A 22,191-nucleotide genomic window follows, 5' to 3' on the forward strand; every position below is an offset into this window, starting at 1 on the left:
TTGCCGGGTGCCTCCCCCAGCCTTCGGCCGGGGGCCCCAGCGCCCACCCGTGCCGCCACGGCGGCACGACTGCCCGCAGCTGTGCAGGACGCGGCTGGGCAGCGCGCCCCGCAGGGGCGCTGGGGGTACCCCCGGCCGAAGGCCGGGGGGAACTGCGCGATCAGCCCCCACCGGCCGGCACCCGAGGCCGTTCCTTCAGCACCCGGCTCATGTCCCGCACCGCCTGAAAGGTGCCGCGCCAGGTCCCCGTCACCTTGGACGTACCGGTGCGCGGCAGGTACGCCACCTCGTGCTCGGTGATCCGCCACCCCGCGTCGGCGGCACGCACGACCATCTGCAGCGGATACCCGCTGCGCCGGTCGTCCAGCGACAGCGCGAGCAACGCCTCCCGGCGGGCGGCCCGCAGCGGACCGAGGTCGTGCAGGCGCAGCCCGGTGCGCCGCCGCAGCATCCGGGCCAGCGCCAGATTCCCCGCGCGGGCGTGCGCGGGCCACGCACCGCGCCCCTCGGGACGCCGGCGGCCCAGCACCAAGTCCGCCTCGCCGTCCAGGACTTCGCGCACGAACGGCACGAGGAGCCCCGGGTCGAGCGAGGCGTCGCAGTCGCAGAAGCAGACGATGCCGGCGGTCGCCGCGGTCAGCCCCGCATGGCACGCCGCGCCGAAGCCGCGCCGCGCCTCGTGGACGACGGTCGCCCCGTACGCCCGGGCGATGTCCGCCGAGCCGTCGGTGGAGCCGTTGTCCACCACGAGGGCCCGCCAGCCCGCCGGGATCCGGCCGAGCACCCAGGGCAGGGCCGCCGCCTCGTTCAGGCAGGGCAGGACGACGTCCACGTCCGCCGTCGGCGACGGAGAGGATGAAGAAGGTGAGGTGGTCACGGCCTTCACCCTACGAACGCGAACCGGACATTTCGGGCCTCGACTGCTTACGAAACGCGGACGTCGCACCCCGGGCCCACGCCCGGCCGCGACACCCGCGGCGGCCCGGTGCGAGGGTGGAGGCATGCAGCAGCCGTACGAGCTCACCGAGGCCGGGACCACCGCCGGTGCCGCCCGGGTCCTGGTCGTGGACGACGATCCGACCGTCGCCGAGATCGTCGCCGGGTACCTGGACCGCGCCGGTTACCTGGTCGACCACGCCGGCGACGGCCCCACCGCCCTGATCCGCGCCGCCGCCCACTGGCCCGACCTGGTCGTGCTCGACCTGATGCTGCCCGGCATGGACGGCCTGGAGGTCTGCCGGCGGCTGCGCGGCCACGCCCCCGTCCCGGTCATCATGCTCACCGCGCGCGGCGACGAGGACGACCGCATCCTCGGCCTGGAGGTCGGCGCCGACGACTACGTCACCAAGCCCTTCAGCCCCCGGGAACTGGTCCTGCGGGTGGAGTCGGTACTGCGCCGCAGCCGCCCCGTCCCCACGGACCGGTCCTTCTCGACCGCCGGGCTCACCCTGGCCCCCGGCGCCCGTCGCGCCACCAAGGACGGCACCGAACTCGCCCTCACGCTGCGCGAGTTCGACCTCCTCGCCTTCTTCCTGCGGAACCCGGGACGGGCGTACAGCAGGGAGGACCTGATGCGCGCGGTGTGGGGCTGGGACTTCGGCGACCTGTCCACCGTCACGGTCCATGTCCGACGGCTGCGCGCCAAGGTGGAGGACGACCCGGCCCGGCCACGACTGATCCAGACGGTGTGGGGCGTCGGCTACCGCTTCGAGCCGAACGCGGAGCACGACCGGAGCGGCCCGGACGGCCGGAACCATCAGGACAGCCGGGACAGCCGGGACAGCCAGGACAGCCGGGGCGGACGGGAAGGGGTGGCCTGACATGCACGACACCCTCCTCATCGCCCTGTACGCCTTCGTCGGCGCCGCAGGTAGCGGACTGCTCGGGGCGGCCGCGCTGCGCCTGCTGCGGCGGCGCTCGCTGACCGCGTCCCTCACGGTGGTCGCCGCCGTCGGCGTGGTCGCGATGCTCGCCGGCACCCTGGCCGTCGCCTGGGCGATGTTCCTCTCCTCGCACGACCTGTCGGTGGTGACGACCGTGGTCGCGATGGCGGCCGTGGTGTCCCTCGCGACGGCGCTGATACTGGGCCGCTGGGTGGTCGCCCGCAGCCGCGAACTCGTGCTCGCGGCACGCTCGTTCGGCGAGGACGGCGACTTCGCCGTGCCGCCGGTCCCGGCCACCGCCGAACTGGCGGAGGTGAGCCGCGAACTGGCGGCGACGAGCGCGAAGCTCGCCGAGTCCAGGGAGCGCGAGCGGGCGCTGGAGACCTCGCGGCGGGAACTCGTCGCCTGGATCTCGCACGACCTGCGTACCCCGCTGGCCGGTCTGCGGGCCATGTCGGAGGCCCTGGAGGACGGCGTCGCCACCGACCCCGACCGCTACCACAAGCAGATCCGCACCGAGGTCGAGCGCCTCAACGACATGGTCGGCGACCTCTTCGAACTCTCCCGCATCCATGCCGGCGCACTCGCCCTGAGCCCGAGCCGGATGTCGGTGTACGACCTCGTCGGCGACGCCCTCGCCGGTGTCGACCCGCTGGCCCGGGAGTACGGCGTACGGCTGGTCGGCGACCGGGTGGAGCCGGTGCCGGTCGAGGTGGACGGCAAGGAGATGAGCCGGGTCCTGGGCAACCTGCTGGTGAACGCCATCCGCCGGACGCCCCCCGACGGCACGGTCGCGGTCGCCGCCGAGCGGTCGGCCGGGGGCGCCGTCGTCCTGTCCGTCACGGACGGCTGCGGCGGCATCCCCGACGAGGACCTGGCGCGCGTCTTCGACACCGGCTGGCGCGGCACCCACGCCCGGACGCCGCCCGCCGGGGCCGGCCTCGGCCTCGCGATCGTGCGCGGCATCGTCGAGGCCCACCAGGGCCGGGCCACCGTCCACAACATCCCCGGCGGCTGCCGCTTCGAGGTCACCCTCCCGGCGGCGCCGTGACACCGGCGGCTACCGCGCCTGCGCGAACTCCCGCATCCCCTCCGCGAACCCGACCTCGGCCTTCCAGCCCAGTGCGGCCCGCAGCCGGGCGGAGTCGGCCGTGATGTGCCGTACGTCGCCCAGCCGGTACTCGCCGGTGACCACCGGCAGCGGCCCGCCGTGCGCCTCGGCCAGCGCGCGGGCCATCTCGCCGACGGTGTGCGGCTCGCCGCTTCCCGTGTTGTACGCGGTCAGCACACCCGGCGCGGACCCCGCCTCCAGCGCCGCTGCGTTGGCGGCGGCCACGTCCCGGACGTGCACGAAGTCCCGGCGCTGCCGCCCGTCCTCGTACACCCGGGGCGCCTCGCCCCGGGCCAGCGCGGAACGGAAGAAGGAGGCGACGCCCGCGTAGGGCGTGTCGCGGGGCATCCGGGGCCCGTACACGTTGTGGTAGCGCAGCGACACCGCCGAACCGCCCGTCGACCTCGCCCACGCGGCGGCCAGATGCTCCTGGGCCAGCTTGGTCGTGGCGTACACGTTGCGCGGATCGACGGGCGCGTCCTCGTCCACCAGCCCCGGCGTCAACTCCTCCCCGCACACCGGACAGCGCGGCTCGAACCGGCCCGCCTCCAGATCGGCGACCGCGCGCGGACCGGGCCGTACGACACCGTGCCGCGGGCACTCGTACCGCCCCTCCCCGTACACGACCATCGACCCGGCGAGCACGAGGTGCCGCACCCCCGCCTCGGCCATCGCGGCGAGCAGTACGGCCGTGCCGAGGTCGTTGCGGGAGACGTACTCCGCTGCGTCGCCGAACCCGGTCCCCAGGCCGACCATCGCGGCCTGGTGGCAGACCGCGTCCACGCCCGTGAGGGCCCGCCCCACCGCCACCGGGCTGCGCACGTCGTCGCCCGGATCGTCCCGGACGTCGAACACGACCGCCTCGTGCCCGTGCGCGGTCAGCGCCTCGACGACATGGGACCCGATGAACCCGGCACCGCCGGTGACCAGTACACGCATGGGGCCACGCTAGGCGCGCGGGGCCCCCGGACCACGCGCCCACGCCCGCACGTCACCACTCCGTAAGGCGCCGGGCGGGCGGCGCGTCACCCCGTGCGGCAGCCGCGCGGCAGCGGGCGCACCCTGCGCGGGACGCCGGCGGCGACGGCCGGGGCCGGGCCGTTGAACGGCCCGGCCCGGGGTCACGTACCTGTCGCTGTGGGGCGGCGCCGTGCCGCCCGGAGACGGCGGCCGGGTACGGCGGCCGGTGTGCGGAGGAAGGGCCGAACCATTTCCGTGGATGCGAGTCGCCCGGCGGGCGGCGCCCTCGACCTGACCGTCCCCGCGCGCCGGGCGCAGGGTGGGACCGGAGACGGGGACGGGAACGCGGACCGGCTCCGTCGGCAGCCGCCCGCACAGGTGCGGGGCCTGGACGGCCTCCGCGGCCTGGCGGCGCTGTACGTCGTGCTGTTCCACTGCTGGCTGTACACCTTCCCCGGCTATCCGCACAGTTCGGCGCCGCCGTGGCTGGGCGGGCTGATGTTCGGGCGCCTCGCCGTCGTCTTCTTCCTCGTGCTGTCCGGGTTCTCCCTGGCGATCTCCCCGGCGCGGCACGGCTGGCGGTCGTCCGGTGTCGGTGAGTTCCTGCGCCGGCGTGCCTGGCGCATCCTGCCCCCGTACTGGGCGGCACTGGCCCTGAGCCTGCTGGTCTCGTGGTTCGTGGTGCCGGCCTCGCACTTCGGACCGCCCACCGGTGCGACGGTCATGGTGTACGGTCTGGTCGCCCAGGACATGGTCACCGCCCCGACGCCGAACGGCGCGTTCTGGTCGATAGGCGTGGAGGCCGAGCTCTACCTCCTGTTCCCCCTGCTCCTCCTCGTCCGCCGGCGCTGGGGCGCCGCGGTGCTGGCCGCGGCGGTGACCCTCCCGGTGGTCGTCCTCGGTCTGACGGCGCCCGGCGCCAACCCGGTGGAGGGCGACAACTGGCTCGCACCCCATCTCGCCCCGGTGTTCGCCGCGGGTGTCGCGGGCGCGGGCATCGTCACCGCCTCGGACCGGGTGCGACGACTGCCGTGGGGGTGGTTCGCCGTGGCGGCCGCGCTGCCGGTCCTGGCCCTCGGCGTGGTCCGTGGTTCCGCCTGGACGGTGAACCACTACTTCTGGATCGACCTCGCCGTCGCACCCGCCATGACGATGCTGCTCGCCGCCGTCGCCACCGCAAGGCCCGCCGTCCTCGTACGGTTCCTGACCGCGCGCCCCGTCCACGGCCTCGGCGGGTTCTCCTACAGCCTGTACCTGATCCATCTGCCGATCGTCCTGGCCGTGATCCGCCGGGTGGCCCCGCATTTCGTGGCGCCGGGCCTGCCCACGTTCTGGTTCACGCTGGTGGTGGGCCTGCCGGTCTCGGTCGTCTCGGCATGGCTGTTCTCCAAGATCTTCGAAATTCCGTTCAAACGGAACAGGTCCTGGAAGTCGTTCGCCGCCGCCCGTTCCCGCGCCTGAGGACAGGCCCGGCCCGCTGCTTCGGGCCGGGCCGCCGGTCCGTCAGCCCGTCGCCGTCGACTTCCCGCCGGAGGGAGTGACGGCGTACCACTCCTGGTCCTTCCCCTGGCCGTTCGTCTGCCCGGCCGCCGTGTCTCCCACGTACCGGTAGAGCGGCCAGCCGGCGAGGGTGAGCTGGGTCCGGCCGTTGCGGTGGACCGTGCCGAGGAGGCTCTTGTCCACCCCCGAGGTCTGCACGGACTCCGGCACGATCACCGGCAGCCAGGTCTTGGTGCAGGCGCCGGAGCAGGTCCACTTGGAGGGGTTCGGCTCGTCCTTGTCGTAGCGGTAGAGGGTCAGCCCCCTGTCGTCGGTGACGATGCTGCCCAGGCCCTGGGCCGACCTGGTCAGCACGGCTGCGGTGGTGGCCGGCTGTCCGCTCGCGCTGCCGCCGGCGGCGGACGGTGTGCCGGCGGCGGCCGGATCCGACGCGGCCGGGGTCACGGACGTGACCGGGGTGGCCGGGGCGGCGTTCCCGGTGCCGGTGCCGTTCGAGGAGCCGCACGCCCCCAGCAGGAAAGCGGAGGCGAGCCCCAGAGCGAGGCTCGGACCGATGCGTCGCGGGATCAAGGAAGGTGCCCTTCGTCGGAGTCGCGTCTACCTGCCCCTTCAGTACGTCGGACGGCTCCGGCCCGCTCAGTCGCCGCGATCACGTGACGCACTCTTGACCATCGCCCGGGGGAGCGACAGCAGGTGCCACTGCCAGGCGCCGAGCGCCACGAACAGGCCCGGGCCGGCCAGTTCGTCGCCCGCCCGGTCGTAGGCGGTCCCGTCGAGCAGCCCGGTCAGCCGGCAGGCCCGGCCCCGGAGCCCGGCCCAGGGCAGCGGAACCCGCCCCTGGGCCGGTTCCCCGGAGTAGTTGATCACGACGAGGCAGTGGTCCCGGGCCGTGGTCCAGGACCAGGCGAGCAGGTTGCGGTGGGTGAGGTTGTCCGGCCGGCCGGTGCAGTCCAGCAGCTGCCAGTCGCCCTCGCGCACGGGGGTCACGGCGGCCACGAGACGGCCGTGGAAGTCGCGCAGGGCCGTGTCGGCCTGCTCCTCGGGCCGGCGCGTCAGGAACACGGGCAGGCGGACCCGGCGGCCCTCGAACTGGCCCTCGTGCCAGAGGGTCGCGCCGGGCAGGGTGGCCACGGCCACCGCCGCCGCCCGTTCCTTCTCGCCCGGCAGGGTGGCGGCGGCCCGGGGCTCGTCGTGGTTCTCCAGGAACCGGACGAGTCCGCGCTGGTGGCCGAGGTCTGCCTGCAGACGGGCGCGGACGGAGCCGGCGTCCTCGTGGACCAGACGGTCGTAGAGCCGCTTGTCGTAGCAGTGGTCGAAGCCCTGCTGCTGGAGCGCCCCTTCGAGGTCCCAGTAGGCCTCCGCGACGAAGAGCAGGCCGGGGTGGCGCTCCCGCACCCGGCCGATGACGTACGGCCAGAAGTCCGCGGCGGGGACCGGCCCCGCCCGCTCGCCCCAGGTCCTGGCGAACACGTCGTTCATCGGCAGCATCGCCATGTCGCAGCGCACCCCGTCGGCCTGGTCGCCGATCGACACCAGCGTCTCGACCGCCGCCTCCCGCAGCCGCTCGCTGAACGCGTTCAGCTGGACCACGTCCGGCCAGGGCGGGAAGTAGGGGTCACGGCCCCGGGCGAACACCGTCCCGGCGGCCTCCAGGAACGACTCCGGCGAGCGGGCCAGGTCCTGCGCCGTGCCCTGGAGCAGGCAGTCCGGGCGCTCGGTGAGCCAGGGGTGGTCGGGGGCCACGTGGTTGGGGACGTAGTCCAGGATCAGGTGCACGCCGCGCGCGGCGAGTTCGGCCCGCGCCGCGGCCAGCCCCTCGGGACCGCCGAGCGACGGATCGACGACGTAGTTCCGCACGCAGTAAGGGGATCCGGCGATGTCCGCCTCGGTGAGGCCGGGCAGCGCCGCACGGAAGGAGGCGAGCAACTCCTCGTCGCCCAGGGCGATCCGCAGCCCGGCCGGGCTGCGCTCCCACACGCCCATCAGCCACACGGTGTCCACGCCCGGCCGCGCCACCTCGTCCCAGGCCTCGCCGGGAACGTCCCCGAGGGCCACGGGACGCCCGTACCGTCCGCTCAACTCGCCCAGCCAGACGAGGGTGTTGAGCTCGTAGATCACCGTCATGACAGCGGCTCCTCCCGCAGGGCGCCCCAGTCTCCGGCGCCGACGACACGGAACAGCGTGGCGGTGACCGCGGCCAGGCCGGTCCAGCCGGTCTGGTGGGAGGCGCCGAGGCCGGCGCCGTTGTCGCCGTGGAAGTACTCGTAGAACAGGATCAGGTCCTTCCAGTGCGGGTTCTCGGCGAACTCGGCCCGGCCGCCGTGCACCGGGCGGTGGCCGTCCGCGTCGCTCAGGAAGGTCGAGGTGAGCCGTCCGGAGATCTCGCGGGCGACCTCGTACAGGTTCAGCCGTCGCCCGGAACCGGTCGGGCACTCCACGGTGAACCCGTCGCCGTGGTAGGCGTGCAGGTTCAGCAGGGCGCGGACGAGCAGGACGTTGACCGGGAACCACACCGGGCCACGCCAGTTGGAGTTGCCGCCGAACATGCCCGAGTCGGACTCGGCGGGCAGGTAGCCGACGCCGTAGGTCTCGCCGTGCACCTCGAACGTGTAGGGGTGCGCCGCGTGGTACCGGGACAGGGAGCGGATGCCGTGCGGGCCGAGGAACTCCTCCTCGTCGAGCATGCGGGCCAGGATCCGGCGCAGCCGTTCCTCGTCGAACAGCGCGAACAGGTGCCGTCCCGCCGCGCCGGACCCGAGGACGTCGTGCGAGGCGACCAGGCCCTCGACGGCCGGATGCCGTCGCACGAACTCCTTGGCCCCCTTGACGAGTTCCGGGAACCTGCGGTCGGTCCAGGCACCGACCACACTGGTCGCGACGAGCGGGACGAGACCGACCATCGAGCGCACCCGCAGCGGGGCCGCGCTGCCGTCGGGCAGCCGCAGCACGTCGTAGAAGAAGCCGTCCTCCTCGTCCCACAGGCTCACGTCGTCCTTGCCGATCCGGTTCATGGCGACGGCGATCCACGCGAAGTGCTCGAACAGCGTCTGCGCCTGCTCGACGTACACCGGGTTCTCCGCCGCCAGCTCGACGGCGATCTCCAGCAGGTTCTGGCAGTACAGCGCCATCCAGGCGGTCCCGTCGGCCTGGTCGAGGTGGCCGCCCGTGGGCAGCGGCGCGCTGCGGTCGAAGACACCGATGTTGTCCAGGCCGAGGAAACCGCCCTGGAAGACGTTGTTGCCGTCGACGTCCTTGCGGTTGAGCCACCACATGAGGTTCTTCGTCAGCTTCTGGAAGGCGTTCTCCAGGAAGGCGCGGTCACCGCGGCCGGTGCGCTGCTTCTCCAGCTCGTAGACGAAGAGGAGGGCCCAGGCGTGCACGGGCGGGTTGACGTCGCCGAAGTTCCACTCGTACGCCGGGATCTGGCCGTTGGGATGCAGATACAGGCGGCGCAGCAGCAGCTCCAGCTGCGACTTGGCGAACCCGATGTCGACCATGGACAGCGCGATGGTGTGGAAGGCGAGGTCCCAGGCCGCGAACCACGGGTACTCCCAGGTGTCCGGCATCGACATGATCTCGTCGTTGACCATGTGGTACCAGGCACTGTTGCGGACACGCGGGTCGGCGGCGAGGGGATCGACGCCGTGCTCGGCGAGCCAGCGCTCCACGTCGAGGTGGTAGTACTGCTTGCTCCACAGCATCCCGGCCAGCGCCTGCCGCACCAGCCGCCGCTCGTCCTCGCCGAGCCCGTCCGGGACGACCCCCTCGAAGAAGGCGTCGGCCTCGGCCCGGCGGGCCTCCAGCACCTCCCCGAACCCGCCCCACGGATCGGTGGGTCCACCGGACGTCAGGCGCAGCCGGACGGTGCCGCTGCCGCCCGCGGGCACGGTGAGCACATGGTGGACGGACGCCTTGGTGCCGGTCCGCGCGGGATCCACGGCGTCCCGCTCGCCGTGGACGACGTACCGGCCGATGCCGTCCTTGACGTAGGGGGTGGCGTCGGGGCTGCCGAAGATCCGCTCGTTGTCGGTCTCGTTCCCGGTGAACAGGGTCTCCGCCGCACCCTCGAAGTACAGCCGGTACGAGCCGAGTTCCTCGTGGTCGGCGAGGACCGCGCCGTCCGTGTGCCGCAGGTCCGGCACCGCGGTGCCGCCCGCCCACGACCAGGTGTGCCGGAACCACAGCGTGGGCAGCAGATGCAGCGTGGCGGCGTCGGGGCCGCGGTTGTGCGCGGTGATCTCGACGAGCAGGTCCTCGGGACCGGCCTTGGCGTACTCCACGAACACGTCGAAGTAGCGGTCCTCGTCGAAGACCCCGGTGTCCAGCAGCTCGTACTCGGACTCGCCGCGCCCGCGGCCCCGGTTGACGGCCACCAGCTCGTCGTACGGGAACTGCGCCTGCGGGTACTTGTAGAGGAACTTCATGTACGAATGGGTCGGTGTGCTGTCGAGGTGGAAGTAGTACTCCTTTACGTCCTCGCCGTGGTTGCCCTCCGCGTTGGTGAGGCCGAACATCCGCTCCTTGAGGATCGGGTCGCGGCCGTTCCACAGCGCGAGCGCGAAGCACAGCCGCTGCTTGTCGTCGCTGACGCCCGCGATGCCGTCCTCGCCCCAGCGGTAGGCGCGGGAGCGGGCCTGGTCGTGGGTGAAGTACGACCAGGCGTCACCGTCGGGGCTGTAGTCCTCGCGCACCGTGCCCCACTGCCGGTCGCTCAGATACGGCCCCCACCGCCGCCACGCCACCCGCCCCGCGTCGGCCGCCGCCAGCCGCAGCCGCTCGGCATCGGTCCCGCCACCGCGCTCCGTGCCGTCCGCGTCATCCGCCATCGCACGCCCCTGCCTGTACGCCGCCTGCACTCGGACTCGGACACCTCTGCCCCGGACGGATCAGCCGGCGGAGGTGTTGTAGTTGACGATCCCCTCCACCATGAGGGCGACCGCACCCGGCAGCGGGCTGTCCACTCCCTTGGCCACCACGTCGGGTAACCGGTGCGCCTCCTCCTCGGTGACCGCCACCATGCCCCAGAAGGCGTTGAAGCCCGAAGGGTCCGCCGGTTTCTCGGCGGCCGCGCCGACGGTCATGACGCCACCCTCCTCGGTCACGGCGAGCGCGCCCATCTGCCGCAGGGTGCCGGGATCCCGCCCTTCGGCGGCGACCACGCTCCACCCCGTCACCTCCACGCACCGCAGGGCGGCGAGGAGGCTGCCGGCGCTGTCCTGCCCGGCCAGCACGATGTCGGGCAGGACCAGGGCCACCGGCCCCCGGGTCATCGGCAGACCGGAGCGGATCGCGCCCTCGAGGCCCGGTTCGAGCGACTCGTCCTGGTAGACGAAGACCATCTGAAGGGTCCCGGCATAGCGGGCGAGATAGCCCACGGTGTCGAGCTTGTGCGTCCCGAACACGACGACCACACGCACGTTGAGGCCGCTGTCGGCCAGTTCGACGACGGGTTCCAGGCTGCGGTCCAGCACGGTGACCCCGGGGGCCAGACAGTGCAGCTCCTTCGGGTAGGGCGCGCTGAAGCGCGTTCCGAATCCGGCGCAGGGAAGGATGATCGAGACATCGGGGACGGGCGCGGAAGAACGATGCATGGAGTGGCTCTCGGATTCTGTTGTCGACCGGGGAACCTTGCGCGCCTTGCAGTTGGGTGAGGACGTGCTCGCGATCACCGTAATTACCGGGGCGGCTCCAGGCGAGACGGCCGCCGGTCCGCGAGGGCCCGTACCGCGCCCGCATGGAGCACGACACACCTGGGTATCCAGCACCACGGTGCTCGCGGAACCTCCGCCGCCTCCGGTGTCACACACGTACGGCAAGGGCCGCAACGCAGGGGAATACAGAGCGAAAGAGGGCGCTGGATGCGGGTGCTGTTGTCCACCTACGGGACGCGAGGCGACGTCGAACCGCTGGTGGCCCTGGCGGTGCGGTTACAGGCGCACGGCGCCGAGGTGCGCATGTGTGCCCCGCCGGACGAGGAGTTCGCGGAGCGGCTGGCCGGGATCGGCGTGCGACCGGTGCCGGTGGGGCCGCCGGTGCGGGCACTGATGCGCGGGACCGCTCTGCCGACGGCGGCCGAACTGTCCCGCTACCGGACCGAGATGGTCGGCACGCAGTTCGACGTCTTCCCCGCGGCGGCGGCCGGCTGCGACGTGCTGGTGGCGGCCGGCCTGGCGCAGATCGCCGCACGGTCCGTGGCCGAGGCCGCGGGCATCCGCTACGTGTACGCGTGCTACTCGGCGGTCAACCTGCCCTCGCCCCACCACGCCCCGCCACCGCGACCGGGCTGGCCCGAGCCGGCGGCGGACGACAACCTCGCGCTGTGGGAGCTGGACGCCCGCCACGTGGACGCGCAGTTCGGCGAGGCGCTCAACCACCACCGGGCAGCCATCGGACTGCCGCCCGTCGGCAACGTCCGCGACCACGTCTGCACCGATCGGCCGTGGCTGGCGGCGGACCCGGTCCTGGGACCCTGGCGGCCCGCCCCGGGCCTGGACGTCGTGCAGACGGGTGCCTGGACGCTGCCGGACGAACGCCCCCTCCCGGCCGACCTGGTGGGCTTCCTGGACGCGGGGGAGCCGCCGGTCTACGTCGGGTTCGGCAGCATCAGCCCGTCGCCGGACATCGCCCGCAAGGCCGTGGAGACGAGCCTGGACCAGGGGTACCGGGTGCTCGTCTCCCGAGGCTGGGCGGACCTGGCCCTGCCCGAGGTCCGGGACGACTGCTTCGCCATCGGCGAGGTCAGCCACCAGCGCTTGTTCCCCAGGGTGGCCGCCGTGGTGCACCACGGCGGCGCGGGCACGACGCTGACGGCCGCACGGGCGGGCGTGCCGCAAGTGGTGGTCCCGCTCCGGCTGGCGGACAACCCGTACTGGGCCGGCCGGGTGGCCGACCTGGACATCGGCGCGGCACTGGACGAACCGGACCCGGCCGACGACACCCTGCGCGTCGCGTTCAAGACGGCCCTCGCCCCCGGGACGCGGGCGCGGGCCAGGGCACTGGGCGCCGGCCTGCGCACCGACGGAGCGGAGAGAGCCGCGAACCTGCTCCTCGACATGCTCCGCTGAACGGCGCCGCCCCGCCCGGCCCGACGGCCGGCTGTTAGCGTTCGGACGCATGGCGGACAGCGTGTACGTGGGCAAGGCGGGCAAGGACGCGGCACTGGACCGGGGATGGCTGCTCGGGCACTTCAAGGACCCCGACGACCCCCGGCACAGCGAGGCCGTCGAGGTCAAATGGGGCGTCCACGAACGCGGTGAACGGCGAACCCAGTGGGTGGAGGGCGAGGTGCGCACCGCACTCCTGGTCCTCGTCTCGGGCCGCTTCCGCCTGGAGTTCCCCGGCCGCAGCGTGCTCCTGGAGGAGCAGGGCGACTACGTCGTCTGGGGCCGGGGAACCGACCACTCCTGGATCGCCGAGGAGGAGTCCGTCGTCCTGACCGTGCGCTGGCCGTCCGTGCCGGGGTACGCCGCCCCGTAGGACGGCCCGCCGCGGGCGCGACGGCCGACGGTCACACCGTCGACGTGGAGGCCGCGCCTCGTGGGGAGACCGGTCAGTTGCGCAGGGTGTCGGCGGGGGCGGTGCCGTACGCGGCCCGGGGGAGCGCGGCGATGCGGCCGAAGGAGTCCCGGTCGGTTCGCTCGTGGACGGCACGGAGACGGATCCGGCCGAGCGGACCGACCGAGTACGGGATCTCGAAGTTCAGGCGACGGACGGGCGGTGCCGAGGCGGGCCGGCATCCCGGACTGCCGCTGGCCGGGGAAAGCCCGCGGCGGCACCTCTGAGCCTGCTCAAGTCGCTTGGCACACCCCGGCCATGACCGTCAGGCTGACCCGCATGACAGGAATCACGGGACTGGGCAGGAAGAACACCTTCGTGCTGACCATCCGGGACGCGGACGAGATCGCGGCGGCCCTGCGTCAGGCGCTGGCCGAGGCCTCGCCGGAGGAACGCCCGGGCCTGGAACGCGCCGCCGCGCTCGTGGAGTCCACCGCCGCCGCCACGGAGACCCGGCTGCGGGCCCGCTGGGTCCGTACCCGGCTGGCCGCCGTCGGCTTCACCGGGGACATCGCCTCCGTCGCCGCGGTGAAGGCCCTGCGTCAGGCGGAGCCGAGGCTGAGCCTGCTCGCGGCGGTGCAGTTGCAGAAGGACGCGGTGGCGCACCCCGGGTGATCCGGCGGCCCGCCCGGCGCACTCGGGCGGGCCGCCGGGCCGCTCAGGGCGTGAGGTAGCAGCCCTTCCGTACCCCCGGCAGCGGGTCGGTGCCGCCGAACGCCGACGTCGTGCAGGCGGCGCCACCGGTGAACGTGCGGTAGACGAAGGTGCCCCGGGCGCCGTAGGCCACGGTCCGCTGCCCGCCGAAGGCGCAGGTCCCGGACTCGTCCGAGCAGTTCGTGGCGTAACCGGCCGGGCCGCCGGTGGCGGTGTAGCAGGCCTTCGACTCGCCGGGGACCGGGTCACCGAACCTCGCGTCGGTGCACGGGGTGTCCCCGGTGGCCGTCAGCGTGGTGAACGCTCCGAACGCCCCGTACGCCACCGGCTGTCCGGCGGCGGCCGAGCAGGTGCCGTTCTGGTCCGCGCACTTGGTCCAGCCCCCGGCCGGTGCCCCGGCGGACGGCAGGTAGCAGGACTTGGCGACGCCGTCGACGGGATCGCCGAAGTGGGCGTTGGAGCAGGTGACGGACCCGTTGGTGACCTGGTGCACGAAGTCGCCGTTCGCACCGTAGACGACGTCCCGGTTGTAGCCGGGCACGGCACAGCTGCCGTTCTCGGCCGCGCAGACGGTGTAGCCGGGCGGTCCGCCGACGTCGGCGACGTAGCAGGACTTCACGAGATGCGGCGCCGGGTCGCCGCCGAAGGAGTCGTTGCTGCAGGCGGTGCCGCTGGTCACCGTCTTGTACGTGTACGTCCCGGCGCCGTAGGCCACCGAGCGGGTGCCGCTGAAGGAGCAGGTGCCGCCCTCGCCCGCGCACCGGGTGTAGCCCGCGCGCAGCGCACTGCTGGTGGCGGGGTCGGCGGGTGCGGCGGGATCACCGAGGCCGGTGGCGGTCACGGTGTAGGTGCCCGGGGCGACACCGGTGAGGTAGACGTACGCGTCGTCCTGGCTCGCGCCGGTGATGCCGGAGGCGGGCGTGAAGGTCCCGGCACGCCAGACGACGCTGCCGTTCACGGAGACGCTGACACCGGTGCCGCCGAACTTCGGGACACCGATGCGGCCGGCCGTGCCGGACGGGCTGGTCAGGTGTGCCGAGTAGGTGCCGGCGGCCGGGTCGCGGGACCAGGAGGCGTCGACGGCGCCCTGCCACAGGGTGATGCGGCCCTCGGCGCTGGTCAGGTCACCGGGGTGCGGCACGAAGCGGTAGGCGCCGGTCGCCGACTCGGGTGCGGTGCCGAGCACGTCGAAGGTGAGGGCGGAGGTGGGCGCCGAGGACCAGCCGTGGGCCAGGCTCATGAACGAACCGCCGTACGCGAGACCGCCGTCGGCCTTCACGCCCTCCCAGAAGGTGCTCTTCGTGCCGATGTCACTGTCGAGCATGTGACCCCAGGTGCGCCGGATCTGGTCCAGCGCGGTGTAGTCGTCGTTCGCCGCGAAGCGTGCGTTGAGTTCCATGCCGCCCGCGAACGGCGAGACGTTGCCTCCCCATTCGGGGGTGGTGGGGCCGTACGCGCCCCAGTTCTTCCCGAGCCCCGCGACGACACTCCGCGCCTTGGCCGCCGAGTCGGTCAACCCGTACCAGACCGCGAGGGAGTTGCCGTCCTGCGGGTACAGGCCGCTGCTGGGGTTGTCCTTGTACAGGCCCTTCGAGGCGTCCCACAGACGGGAGTTGACCGCCGCCTTGATCGCGTCGGCGCTGGCGGTCCAGCTCGCGGCCAGACTGCTGTCGCCCTCGACCGTGGCCAGGGTCGCGCCGCCCCTGAGCGCCGCGTAGAGCAGTGCGTTGGCGGAGAGGTTCTCCCCGCCCTGCCCGACCCGGGCCCAGTCCTGGGTACGGGTCACGTTCAGCAGGCTGTTGGCGTCGACCTTGTCCGTGATGAAGGCCATCCCGCGCTGGTAGCCGGCCCATTCCGAGTCCAGCCACGCCCGGTCGGCGGTGTACGTGTAGTACGTCGACGTGCCCAGCAGCGTCCAGGTGTGGTACGTGTCCGAGCCGGTGAGATCGAACGGCGGCCCCGACCAGGGGATTTCACCGTCCGCCGACTGCGCGTCGTACATCGTCGTGAGCGCGTTGCGGGTCGAGGTGAGGTCGGCCGAGTACGCGTACTGCGTGGGGACGGCGATGCCCATGTCGCCGGGCCACACCGTGCGGTCCCGCTTGGCGCCGTCGACCAGGACGGAGTCGCCCACGCCGACGGTCGCGCCGTTGTCCCACGCCGAGGCGGGCGGGGGCCAGGCGCGGCCCTGATCCGAGGCGATCGTGTCGAGCTGCACGGTGTAGGCCCCGGCGTACCAGATCCGGTTGAGCAGGTCGTCGCTGGAGTGGAAGTAGTTGGGGTAGTCGGCCGGGTCGGACGTCCCCGGTGCCGGGGTGAAACCGAGGCTGACGTCCTTGAGGTCGACCCAGCCCGAGGTGTCCAGGAAGACGGTCACGTACCGGAAACCGCCCCGGAGTTGAGTGGTGGGGACGGTGTAGGTGCCGTTGGCGGGGACCGTGGTGTACAGGGCGCCGTCCTCACCGTCGCGGCCGCTGCTGCGGTCGCTGTCGGTGCCCACGTACAGGGAGGACTCGCTGAAGGCCAGACCGACCCGTTGACCGCTGTCGCTCGCACTCCCGAAGGACAACGTTGTCACGCCGCCGACCTCCTTGCCGAAGTCGAGGGTGACGGCGGACTGTGAGCCGGAGATCCGGGTCGGCTGTCCGCTCAGCACGTTCTGCGGGTTCGCGACGCTGCCGGACGTCCGGTAGACGGCGGTCGGCTTGAGGGTGCGGGAGGCCGGCGAGTAGTTCAGGGGGTCGGCCGCCGCGGTCCGGGCGTCCGTCGGGGCCTGCTCGGCGGGCATCGGTACGGCCCCGGTGGCGGGAGCCGGGCCCGTGGCGAGCGCGGTGGCCGTGAGGACGGCGAGGCAGAGCAGATGGTGCCGGCCCGGCGGTCTGCTCAGTGGTGAGCGACGGCGCATGGAGACCTCCTGGATGGGCGCGGGTGCCTGGTGACAGAGTCTCTGAAACGATTCAAAATCGTGCCGGGTGAAGCCCCGTGTCTGGTAAGGCAGTTGGATGCACGAGGAGCCTCGCGGAAGTGCCACCGATGATGGGCGCCCGAAAACGGGGTGTCAAGCCGTCGTGGCCGTCTCCCGACTCCCGTGGATCGGTGCGCCCTTGTGGCATTGACAGGGCCTCGCCAAGCCGGTTCACTGCCTCGCAGGCAGGTATGGACCAGTGCTCGATTCCGGCCCGGCCCGACCAGGGCCGCGGGCCCCCGTCACGTGCGCCGACCGTCATCCCCCACCGAGAGATCGAGGCGAGCCCCGGTGCCCTCACGTCGCTCAGACATCGTTGTCATGTCGCGCCTTCCCGGCCTTCTCCTCGCGGCCGCGCTCGCGTTCGCCGCCCTGGTGCCGGTCGCGACGCCCGCGTCCGCGGCCACCCAGGTCTGCGTCCTGGCCTGCGACACGCTCGACCCCTCGCAGGCCCGGCAGGAGACGTTCCCCGTGCCGGACAAGGACCTCAACGGCCGTCGCCTGGAACTGCACGTGTCGGACGCGGACGACATGGCGTGGGCCGGCATCGACGACGGCGTGACCGGGGACTCGGTGTGGCTGGACCGCTCCTGGGACGGCGGCGCCACCTGGGAGGGACTGCTCGGCAAGGCGAGCATCCCGGGCACCTGGACCGGCACCAGAACGCTGATGTACAACATCACCGACCCCCGGAACCACCGCCGCGGACTCGTCAGGGCCTGCGGCGACGCGGCTGGCGTCGGCTGCACGAACTGGGTCCATCCCGCCGTCTGCGACACCCTCTGCGACGGCACGAGCGCGGGCCGGGCCGCCGGCGACGACCAGCCGGTACCGTCCACCACCCTCTACGGCCGCACCATCCGGCTCCACGTCGACCAGCCGGACTCCATGGCCTGGGCGAGCATCGACAGCGGCGGCGCCGGTGACGAGATCTGGCTCGACCGCTCCTGGGACGGCGGCTCGACCTGGCCGGACGGCTCCTCCCTCGGCCGTACCGCCACCCCGTCCGGTGCCACCGGCACCCGTACCGCGATGTACGCCACCCGGGACCCGCGCGGCCTGCTCTACGGCGGTGCGGTGCGCGCCTGCGGCCGGGAGGCGAGCCACAACGAGGGCAGCTGCACCGCATGGGTCAGGCCCGCAGCGACCAGGGCGCGCGCGGCGGCGGACGCGCTGATGACCTCGTACGACCCCTACGACGGCTGGTGGCCGAGCAGTTGGTGGAACTCGGCGGCCACCCTCACCTCCCTCGTCGACTTCGCGAGGACCACCGGCACGCACGACTACGACTGGGCCGTCGCGCGCACCTTCGACCGGAACAAGGGCGCCTTCGCCGCCGGGGTGCGCAGCTCGGACGCGATCGAGGGCGACTTCGTCAGCCGGTCCATCGACGACTCGGGCTGGTGGGCCATCGCCTGGATCGACGCGTACGACTACACCCACGACCACCGGTATCTCGACGAGGCGGTGACCATCGCCGACTACGTCCAGCAGTACTGGGACACCGGCACCTGCGGCGGTGGCGTGTGGTGGGACCGCGAGCGGACCTACAAGAACGCGGTGACGAACGGGCAGTACCTGTGGCTGACCACCGCGCTGCACCAGCGCATCCCGGGCGACACCGTGTGGCTCCAGCGGGCGACGACGTCCGCGGCCTGGTTCAAGGCCAGCGGGATGATCGGCCCGTCGGGGCTGGTGAACGACGGGCTCACCTCGGCCTGCGCCAACAACGGCTCCACCGTGTGGAGTTACAACCAGGGATTGGCCATCGGCGGCTTCACCGAACTGTGGAGGTCCACCGGCGACACCTCGTTGCTGACCACCGCGCGGACCCTCGCCGACGCCGCGATCGGCAACCCGGCGCTGACCGTCGGCGGCGTGCTCACCGAGTCCTGCGACGTCGGCACGGCGTCCTGCGACGACAACCAGAAGCAGTTCAAAGGGATCTTCATGCGGAACCTCGCCGATCTCGCGACCGCCACCGGCTCCGGAACGTACCGGAGTTACGTCCAGAAGCAGGCGGACACCCTGTGGGCGCAGGACCGGACCTCCCTCAACGCCCTCGGCGAGCGCTGGGCCGGCACCGGCCGGAACCAGTCCGACTGGCGGACCCAGGCGAGTGCCCTGGGAGTGCTCACCGCCGCCGCGGGCTGACGCCGGGTCGGAGGGCGGCCCGGGTGACTGGGCCTGCCCCGCGGCCGGCCCGGTCCCCACGTCGAGATGCCCTGGACCGTGCGCCGGGTGTCGAGTCCTGCTCGATGACGACGACTTCGGGTACGGGCGGAGCGAGGACCGACCGTGTCGGCTCCGTTCCGCGCCCCGCGCGGTCGGCGGGCATGCGCCCGCCGGCCGTCGTGATCTCCTCGGGGCGGTCAGCAGGTGAGATTGGAGCCCGCCGGGACGCCGAGGACGGAGGTGAAGGAGAGGTAGTCGTTGACGCGGTCCTGCATCTCGGCGGTGTTGCCTCCGTTGCACTCGATGCTGCCGTTGATGCTGCGGATGGTCTCGCCGAAGCCCGCGCCGTTGACCATGGCGTTGTGTCCGGTCATGGAGCCCGGGCCGGTCTGGGTGTTCCAGTACCACAGGCCGGTCTTCCAGGAGACCGCCGGGTCGGAGGCGACCAGGCCGGGGTTGTCCAGCAGGTCGATGCCGAGGGCGTCGCCGGCGGCCTTGTAGTTGAAGTTCCAGCTGAGCTGCATCGGGCCGCGCCCGTAGTAGGCGTAGGTGCCGGCGGGGCAGCCGTAGGGCTCGCTCGCGCAGTAGTTGCCGGACTGGTCGACCTCGTTGATGTAGACGAGGCCGCCGGTCTCGTGGTCGACGTTGGCCAGGAACGCCGCGGCTTCCTGCTTCTGCACGGTGGCGCTCCCGGTGGTGGCGAAGCCGGGGTAGGCGCTGAGCGCGGCCACCAGGCCGCTGTAGGTGTAGAAGGAGTTCCGGTTCGGGAACATCTGGTTGAACTGGGCTTCGCTGACCACGAATCCGCCGGTGCCGCCGCCCCCGCCGCCACCGGAGCCTCCCGTGCAGCTGTAGGGGGACCAGTACCAGGTGCTGATGGTGGGGTCGTATCCCGGGTTGTCGTGGGTGGCGACGTAGTACTGGCCGTTGGGGGTGTACCGCACGACGGCGCCGGTCGTGTAGGACTGTCCGGCCACCCAGGCGGGGTAGTCGCAGGTGCTCCCGGTGCCTCCTCCGCCGGAGCCGCCGCAGGCTCCCTGATCGGCCCAGACCTCGGCGACGCCGGGCGTCTCGCCCTGGGTCCACCACTTGGCCTGCCAGTTGTCGCCGTGGTAGGAGGCCGTCATGCCGCCGGTGTAGACCGCGCCGGAACTCCAGGCCGCGGCGCAGTCCGCCGCAGCCGCGGGGCGCGCGGTGCCGAGAACGGTGAACGCGCCGAGGAGGCAGGCCAGGACGGCCAACAGTGCTGTCATGCACCTGCCATGCAGAACTCTGCGGGACCCGCCGGGCATGGTTGTGCTCATGTGCCACTCCGGAGGTAGGGGGTGAGTGGTGACCCCAGCAGCAAAGCGTGATTGGTCCAGACCAGTCAAGGGTCAGGTGCAGACTTTTGTCAGGGCATGGGAAGCGGGTCCTTCCCCCGCCTCGCGACCGGAACGGAGGCGGACGACGGACGGTTTCCCGCGGGCCACCGGGGTTCGACAACCAGCTGCCAAGGGGTATCCGGAGCAGCAGTGGGTGTACCGGGTGACCCGGCCGGTGCCCGTGCAGACTGTCTCTGGCCCGGTCGAGTGGAGCCGCTTCGGGCAGGAGCCCTCTGGCCGCCGGGGGAATTCGCCGGGGGAGAGTGCTGACCTCCTCCGCAGCGGTCACTCACCTCAAAGCCGTTCGATCATCGCGTCGAAGGCCAGGCCACGAGGCATATTCGGTTCGGCAGAGGCCGGCTGATCACGGCACGGTCATCGCTCGCCTGCCCTCCGCACCGGCTTCGAGCGTGTCCCGCGCAGTATGTCGTGCCGTCAGGACTGCGGCCCACGGCTCCGTCGATCAGCCGGCGGGCATTCCGGCGCTCCTCCATGAGGACCGTGAACCGCCCTCTGTCGCCCGGAAGTGGCGGGCTACAGGTGGGATCATGTCCGGTGGGTCCGGCCCGTGGCGCACGGGGCGTCGCACTGCATGACGTCGCCGAGTTGCGCCTGCAGCTCTCTCGCCCTTTTCCGACCCGCCGCGATCACGGCGTAGGGCAGGGCTTGGCGGTCGGAGGCGATGTCGAGGGCCAGTCGCCCGCCGCCGCTGCATTGACACCTGTGGGGCCGTCGCCGTCGTGATGCCGGACGAGGGCGTCCCTCCTGGAGCGGTGGCCCCTCTGCCTCAGCGATGGACCGCGGCGGGTCAGTGGTCGCGGAACTGGGCTGGGTGCGGACCTGGACCCGGGCGATGGCGACCGGGTCGGACGGACAGCGGAAGGAGTCTCACGTGGTGAGCAGCCGGTTGAAGAAGGAGCGATAGCGACGCAGAGCCCTGCGCAGCTCCTCCGTGTCGACCTGCTCGCCCTGCCCCCACTGGTCCTCCAGGTCCCTCTTGTGCTGAGCGAACGTGGTGGCCAGGGTCTGCATGACGTCTGCGACGAGAGCGTCGGCGCCCTGCACGGCCTCGCGGGGGTCGTCCACGAAGTTGTTCTGGATCCTCTGCCAGCGGTCACGGAAGCCCAGGTCCTCGTCCTCCGTGAGCAGCGGCGGAGCCTGGTCGTCCGAGGTGTCCGGGGCGCGCGCGGCGTCCGTGGCGGCGGCCGGCGCGTCGGACCGGTCTGCGTCGGGGACTGAGGCGGGGCCTCTGGTCTGCGGCGTCGCGACGCTCTCACCGGGGTACATCGGGGCTCTTCCGGAGCCGCCCTCTGCTGCTTCGGGCGTCCCCGTGGTGGCGCCGGAGGGTTGTGCGAGATCCTCGGTGGTCAGGCCGCTGGTGGCGCGGCTCGTGTCGTCGTTGTTGTCCATGGTGTTCTCTCCGCCCAGGTCAAAGCCGAGGTCGAGGTCGGCGTCAGGAACGGGTGGGCTGGGCCTGGCCGCCGTCGGTGAGCAACTCGTTGAACAGCGTGCGGTAGTGCACCATGGCGCCCCGCAGTTGCTCGGTCGTCGCCCGGCTGTGGGTGCTGAGGGCTTCCACCTCGTGTGCGGCGCGATAGTGCTCGAGGGTGCGCCCGTGCTCCACCGAGAGGTCCTTCGTCTGCTGATCGAACCCTTCGGTCGGGTAGCCGCGGTCGTGCATCAGCGAGGTCACCAGCTGATCCGCGTCGTGCACCGCGTCTTGCGGCCGGTCCACGAACTCGTCCTGGACGTTGCTCCATTCACGTGTGTAGCGGTCGCGCGAGGCCGCAGGCAGCGGTTTGATGTCAAGCGCGTCGTGCCGCTTCTCGCGTTCCCTGAGTTCTCGTTCGGCGGCGAGCCGACCGCCGGAGCTCTCCATGGTCCGTTCGTACTCCGGGCCGAAGCGCTCACGGAGATGGCGGCGTCGCGCCATGAGCGCGATCACTACAGCGGCAACGGCCAGCACCACTACGACCGCAATGATGATCGTCAAAAGTGTTCCGGTGGACATGAGCACAGGCTCCT

General features: G+C 72.4%; 17 protein-coding genes. 7 read left to right on the plus strand and 10 right to left on the minus strand.

Annotated elements, in window-relative coordinates:
- Window positions 1-160: 160 nt before the first annotated feature.
- Window positions 161-886: a glycosyltransferase family 2 protein gene (locus AB0472_RS26705; RefSeq protein ID WP_366359728.1), complete on the minus strand. Its 726-nt coding sequence runs from the start codon at window positions 884-886 to the stop codon at window positions 161-163.
- A 115-nt stretch (window positions 887-1,001) separates the two neighbouring features.
- On the opposite strand from AB0472_RS26705, the gene AB0472_RS26710 reads away from it, so the two are divergent.
- Window positions 1,002-1,820: a response regulator transcription factor gene (locus tag AB0472_RS26710; RefSeq protein WP_366359730.1), complete on the plus strand. Its 819-nt coding sequence runs from the start codon at window positions 1,002-1,004 to the stop codon at window positions 1,818-1,820.
- Between the two features lies 1 nt (window position 1,821).
- Window positions 1,822-2,934 carry a HAMP domain-containing sensor histidine kinase gene (locus AB0472_RS26715; RefSeq protein ID WP_366359732.1) on the plus strand — a complete coding sequence of 371 codons (1,113 nt, stop codon included), beginning with the start codon at window positions 1,822-1,824 and terminating at the stop codon, window positions 2,932-2,934.
- A 9-nt stretch (window positions 2,935-2,943) separates the two neighbouring features.
- Here AB0472_RS26715 and AB0472_RS26720 read toward each other — a convergent pair whose 3' ends face one another.
- On the minus strand, window positions 2,944-3,933 hold the full coding sequence (locus tag AB0472_RS26720; protein WP_366359734.1) for an NAD-dependent epimerase/dehydratase family protein: 990 nt from the start codon (window positions 3,931-3,933) through the stop codon (window positions 2,944-2,946).
- Between the two features lie 276 nt (window positions 3,934-4,209).
- On the opposite strand from AB0472_RS26720, the gene AB0472_RS26725 reads away from it, so the two are divergent.
- Window positions 4,210-5,415, plus strand: coding sequence for an acyltransferase (locus tag AB0472_RS26725; protein ID WP_366359736.1), 1,206 nt, complete (start codon window positions 4,210-4,212; stop codon window positions 5,413-5,415).
- 42 nt (window positions 5,416-5,457) lie between these two features.
- Here AB0472_RS26725 and AB0472_RS26730 read toward each other — a convergent pair whose 3' ends face one another.
- The 4 genes from AB0472_RS26730 to AB0472_RS26745 form a co-directional block, all read right to left on the minus strand.
- A complete protein-coding gene (locus AB0472_RS26730) occupies window positions 5,458-6,024 on the minus strand; it encodes a hypothetical protein (protein ID WP_366359738.1) in 567 nt (188 codons plus the stop codon).
- A gap of 66 nt (window positions 6,025-6,090) precedes the next feature.
- Window positions 6,091-7,578: an alpha-amylase family glycosyl hydrolase gene (locus tag AB0472_RS26735; protein WP_366359740.1), complete on the minus strand. Its 1,488-nt coding sequence runs from the start codon at window positions 7,576-7,578 to the stop codon at window positions 6,091-6,093.
- Window positions 7,575-10,280 carry a glucosidase gene (locus tag AB0472_RS26740; RefSeq protein ID WP_366359742.1) on the minus strand — a complete coding sequence of 902 codons (2,706 nt, stop codon included), beginning with the start codon at window positions 10,278-10,280 and terminating at the stop codon, window positions 7,575-7,577. Before AB0472_RS26740 ends, AB0472_RS26735 begins: the two co-directional genes overlap by 4 nt.
- A gap of 60 nt (window positions 10,281-10,340) precedes the next feature.
- Window positions 10,341-11,045 (minus strand): hypothetical protein, encoded by a 705-nt coding sequence (locus AB0472_RS26745; protein ID WP_366359744.1) that lies wholly within the window; start codon window positions 11,043-11,045, stop codon window positions 10,341-10,343.
- Window positions 11,046-11,312: 267 nt separating this feature from the next.
- Here AB0472_RS26745 and AB0472_RS26750 point away from each other — a divergent pair, with 267 nt between their 5' ends.
- The 3 genes from AB0472_RS26750 to AB0472_RS26760 all read left to right on the plus strand — a co-directional run bounded on the left by AB0472_RS26750 (window position 11,313) and on the right by AB0472_RS26760 (window position 13,623).
- On the plus strand, window positions 11,313-12,518 hold the full coding sequence (locus AB0472_RS26750) for a glycosyltransferase (RefSeq protein WP_366359746.1): 1,206 nt from the start codon (window positions 11,313-11,315) through the stop codon (window positions 12,516-12,518).
- Between the two features lie 49 nt (window positions 12,519-12,567).
- Complete coding sequence (locus tag AB0472_RS26755; protein ID WP_366359749.1) at window positions 12,568-12,930, plus strand: signal peptidase I; 363 nt, start codon at window positions 12,568-12,570, stop codon at window positions 12,928-12,930.
- Between the two features lie 357 nt (window positions 12,931-13,287).
- Window positions 13,288-13,623 carry a hypothetical protein gene (locus AB0472_RS26760; RefSeq protein ID WP_366359751.1) on the plus strand — a complete coding sequence of 112 codons (336 nt, stop codon included), beginning with the start codon at window positions 13,288-13,290 and terminating at the stop codon, window positions 13,621-13,623.
- A gap of 43 nt (window positions 13,624-13,666) precedes the next feature.
- Here the strand turns inward: AB0472_RS26760 and AB0472_RS26765 are convergent, their stop codons facing one another.
- Window positions 13,667-16,567 (minus strand): alpha-L-rhamnosidase, encoded by a 2,901-nt coding sequence (locus AB0472_RS26765; RefSeq protein ID WP_366359753.1) that lies wholly within the window; start codon window positions 16,565-16,567, stop codon window positions 13,667-13,669.
- 381 nt (window positions 16,568-16,948) lie between these two features.
- On the opposite strand from AB0472_RS26765, the gene AB0472_RS26770 reads away from it, so the two are divergent.
- Window positions 16,949-18,781, plus strand: a complete 1,833-nt coding sequence (locus tag AB0472_RS26770; RefSeq protein ID WP_366359755.1) for a glycoside hydrolase family 76 protein — start codon at window positions 16,949-16,951, stop codon at window positions 18,779-18,781.
- Window positions 18,782-18,999: 218 nt separating this feature from the next.
- Here the strand turns inward: AB0472_RS26770 and AB0472_RS26775 are convergent, their stop codons facing one another.
- From AB0472_RS26775 to AB0472_RS26785, 3 genes are all read right to left on the minus strand, one after another.
- A complete protein-coding gene (locus AB0472_RS26775; protein WP_366359757.1) occupies window positions 19,000-20,055 on the minus strand; it encodes a glycoside hydrolase family 19 protein in 1,056 nt (351 codons plus the stop codon).
- Window positions 20,056-21,054: 999 nt separating this feature from the next.
- On the minus strand, window positions 21,055-21,576 hold the full coding sequence (locus AB0472_RS26780) for a hypothetical protein (RefSeq protein ID WP_366359759.1): 522 nt from the start codon (window positions 21,574-21,576) through the stop codon (window positions 21,055-21,057).
- A gap of 43 nt (window positions 21,577-21,619) precedes the next feature.
- Complete coding sequence (locus AB0472_RS26785) at window positions 21,620-22,177, minus strand: hypothetical protein (protein WP_366359761.1); 558 nt, start codon at window positions 22,175-22,177, stop codon at window positions 21,620-21,622.
- Between the last annotated feature and the right edge of the window lie 14 nt (window positions 22,178-22,191).

This window comes from Streptomyces sp. NPDC086777 (genome assembly GCF_040702065.1).
In the GTDB taxonomy this organism is placed as follows: domain Bacteria; phylum Actinomycetota; class Actinomycetes; order Streptomycetales; family Streptomycetaceae; genus Streptomyces.

Coding starts and splice junctions, on each gene's coding strand:
- AB0472_RS26710 (WP_366359730.1), top strand. CDS start 1,002: ATGCAGCAGCCGTACGAGCTCACCGAGGCCGGGACCACCGCCGGTGCC.
- AB0472_RS26715 (WP_366359732.1), top strand. CDS start 1,822: ATGCACGACACCCTCCTCATCGCCCTGTACGCCTTCGTCGGCGCCGCA.
- AB0472_RS26720 (WP_366359734.1), bottom strand. CDS start 3,933: ATGCGTGTACTGGTCACCGGCGGTGCCGGGTTCATCGGGTCCCATGTC.
- AB0472_RS26735 (WP_366359740.1), bottom strand. CDS start 7,578: ATGACGGTGATCTACGAGCTCAACACCCTCGTCTGGCTGGGCGAGTTG.
- AB0472_RS26740 (WP_366359742.1), bottom strand. CDS start 10,280: ATGGCGGATGACGCGGACGGCACGGAGCGCGGTGGCGGGACCGATGCC.
- AB0472_RS26745 (WP_366359744.1), bottom strand. CDS start 11,045: ATGCATCGTTCTTCCGCGCCCGTCCCCGATGTCTCGATCATCCTTCCC.
- AB0472_RS26750 (WP_366359746.1), top strand. CDS start 11,313: ATGCGGGTGCTGTTGTCCACCTACGGGACGCGAGGCGACGTCGAACCG.
- AB0472_RS26755 (WP_366359749.1), top strand. CDS start 12,568: ATGGCGGACAGCGTGTACGTGGGCAAGGCGGGCAAGGACGCGGCACTG.
- AB0472_RS26760 (WP_366359751.1), top strand. CDS start 13,288: ATGACAGGAATCACGGGACTGGGCAGGAAGAACACCTTCGTGCTGACC.
- AB0472_RS26765 (WP_366359753.1), bottom strand. CDS start 16,567: ATGCGCCGTCGCTCACCACTGAGCAGACCGCCGGGCCGGCACCATCTG.
- AB0472_RS26770 (WP_366359755.1), top strand. CDS start 16,949: ATGTCGCGCCTTCCCGGCCTTCTCCTCGCGGCCGCGCTCGCGTTCGCC.
- AB0472_RS26775 (WP_366359757.1), bottom strand. CDS start 20,055: ATGACAGCACTGTTGGCCGTCCTGGCCTGCCTCCTCGGCGCGTTCACC.
- AB0472_RS26780 (WP_366359759.1), bottom strand. CDS start 21,576: ATGGACAACAACGACGACACGAGCCGCGCCACCAGCGGCCTGACCACC.
- AB0472_RS26785 (WP_366359761.1), bottom strand. CDS start 22,177: ATGTCCACCGGAACACTTTTGACGATCATCATTGCGGTCGTAGTGGTG.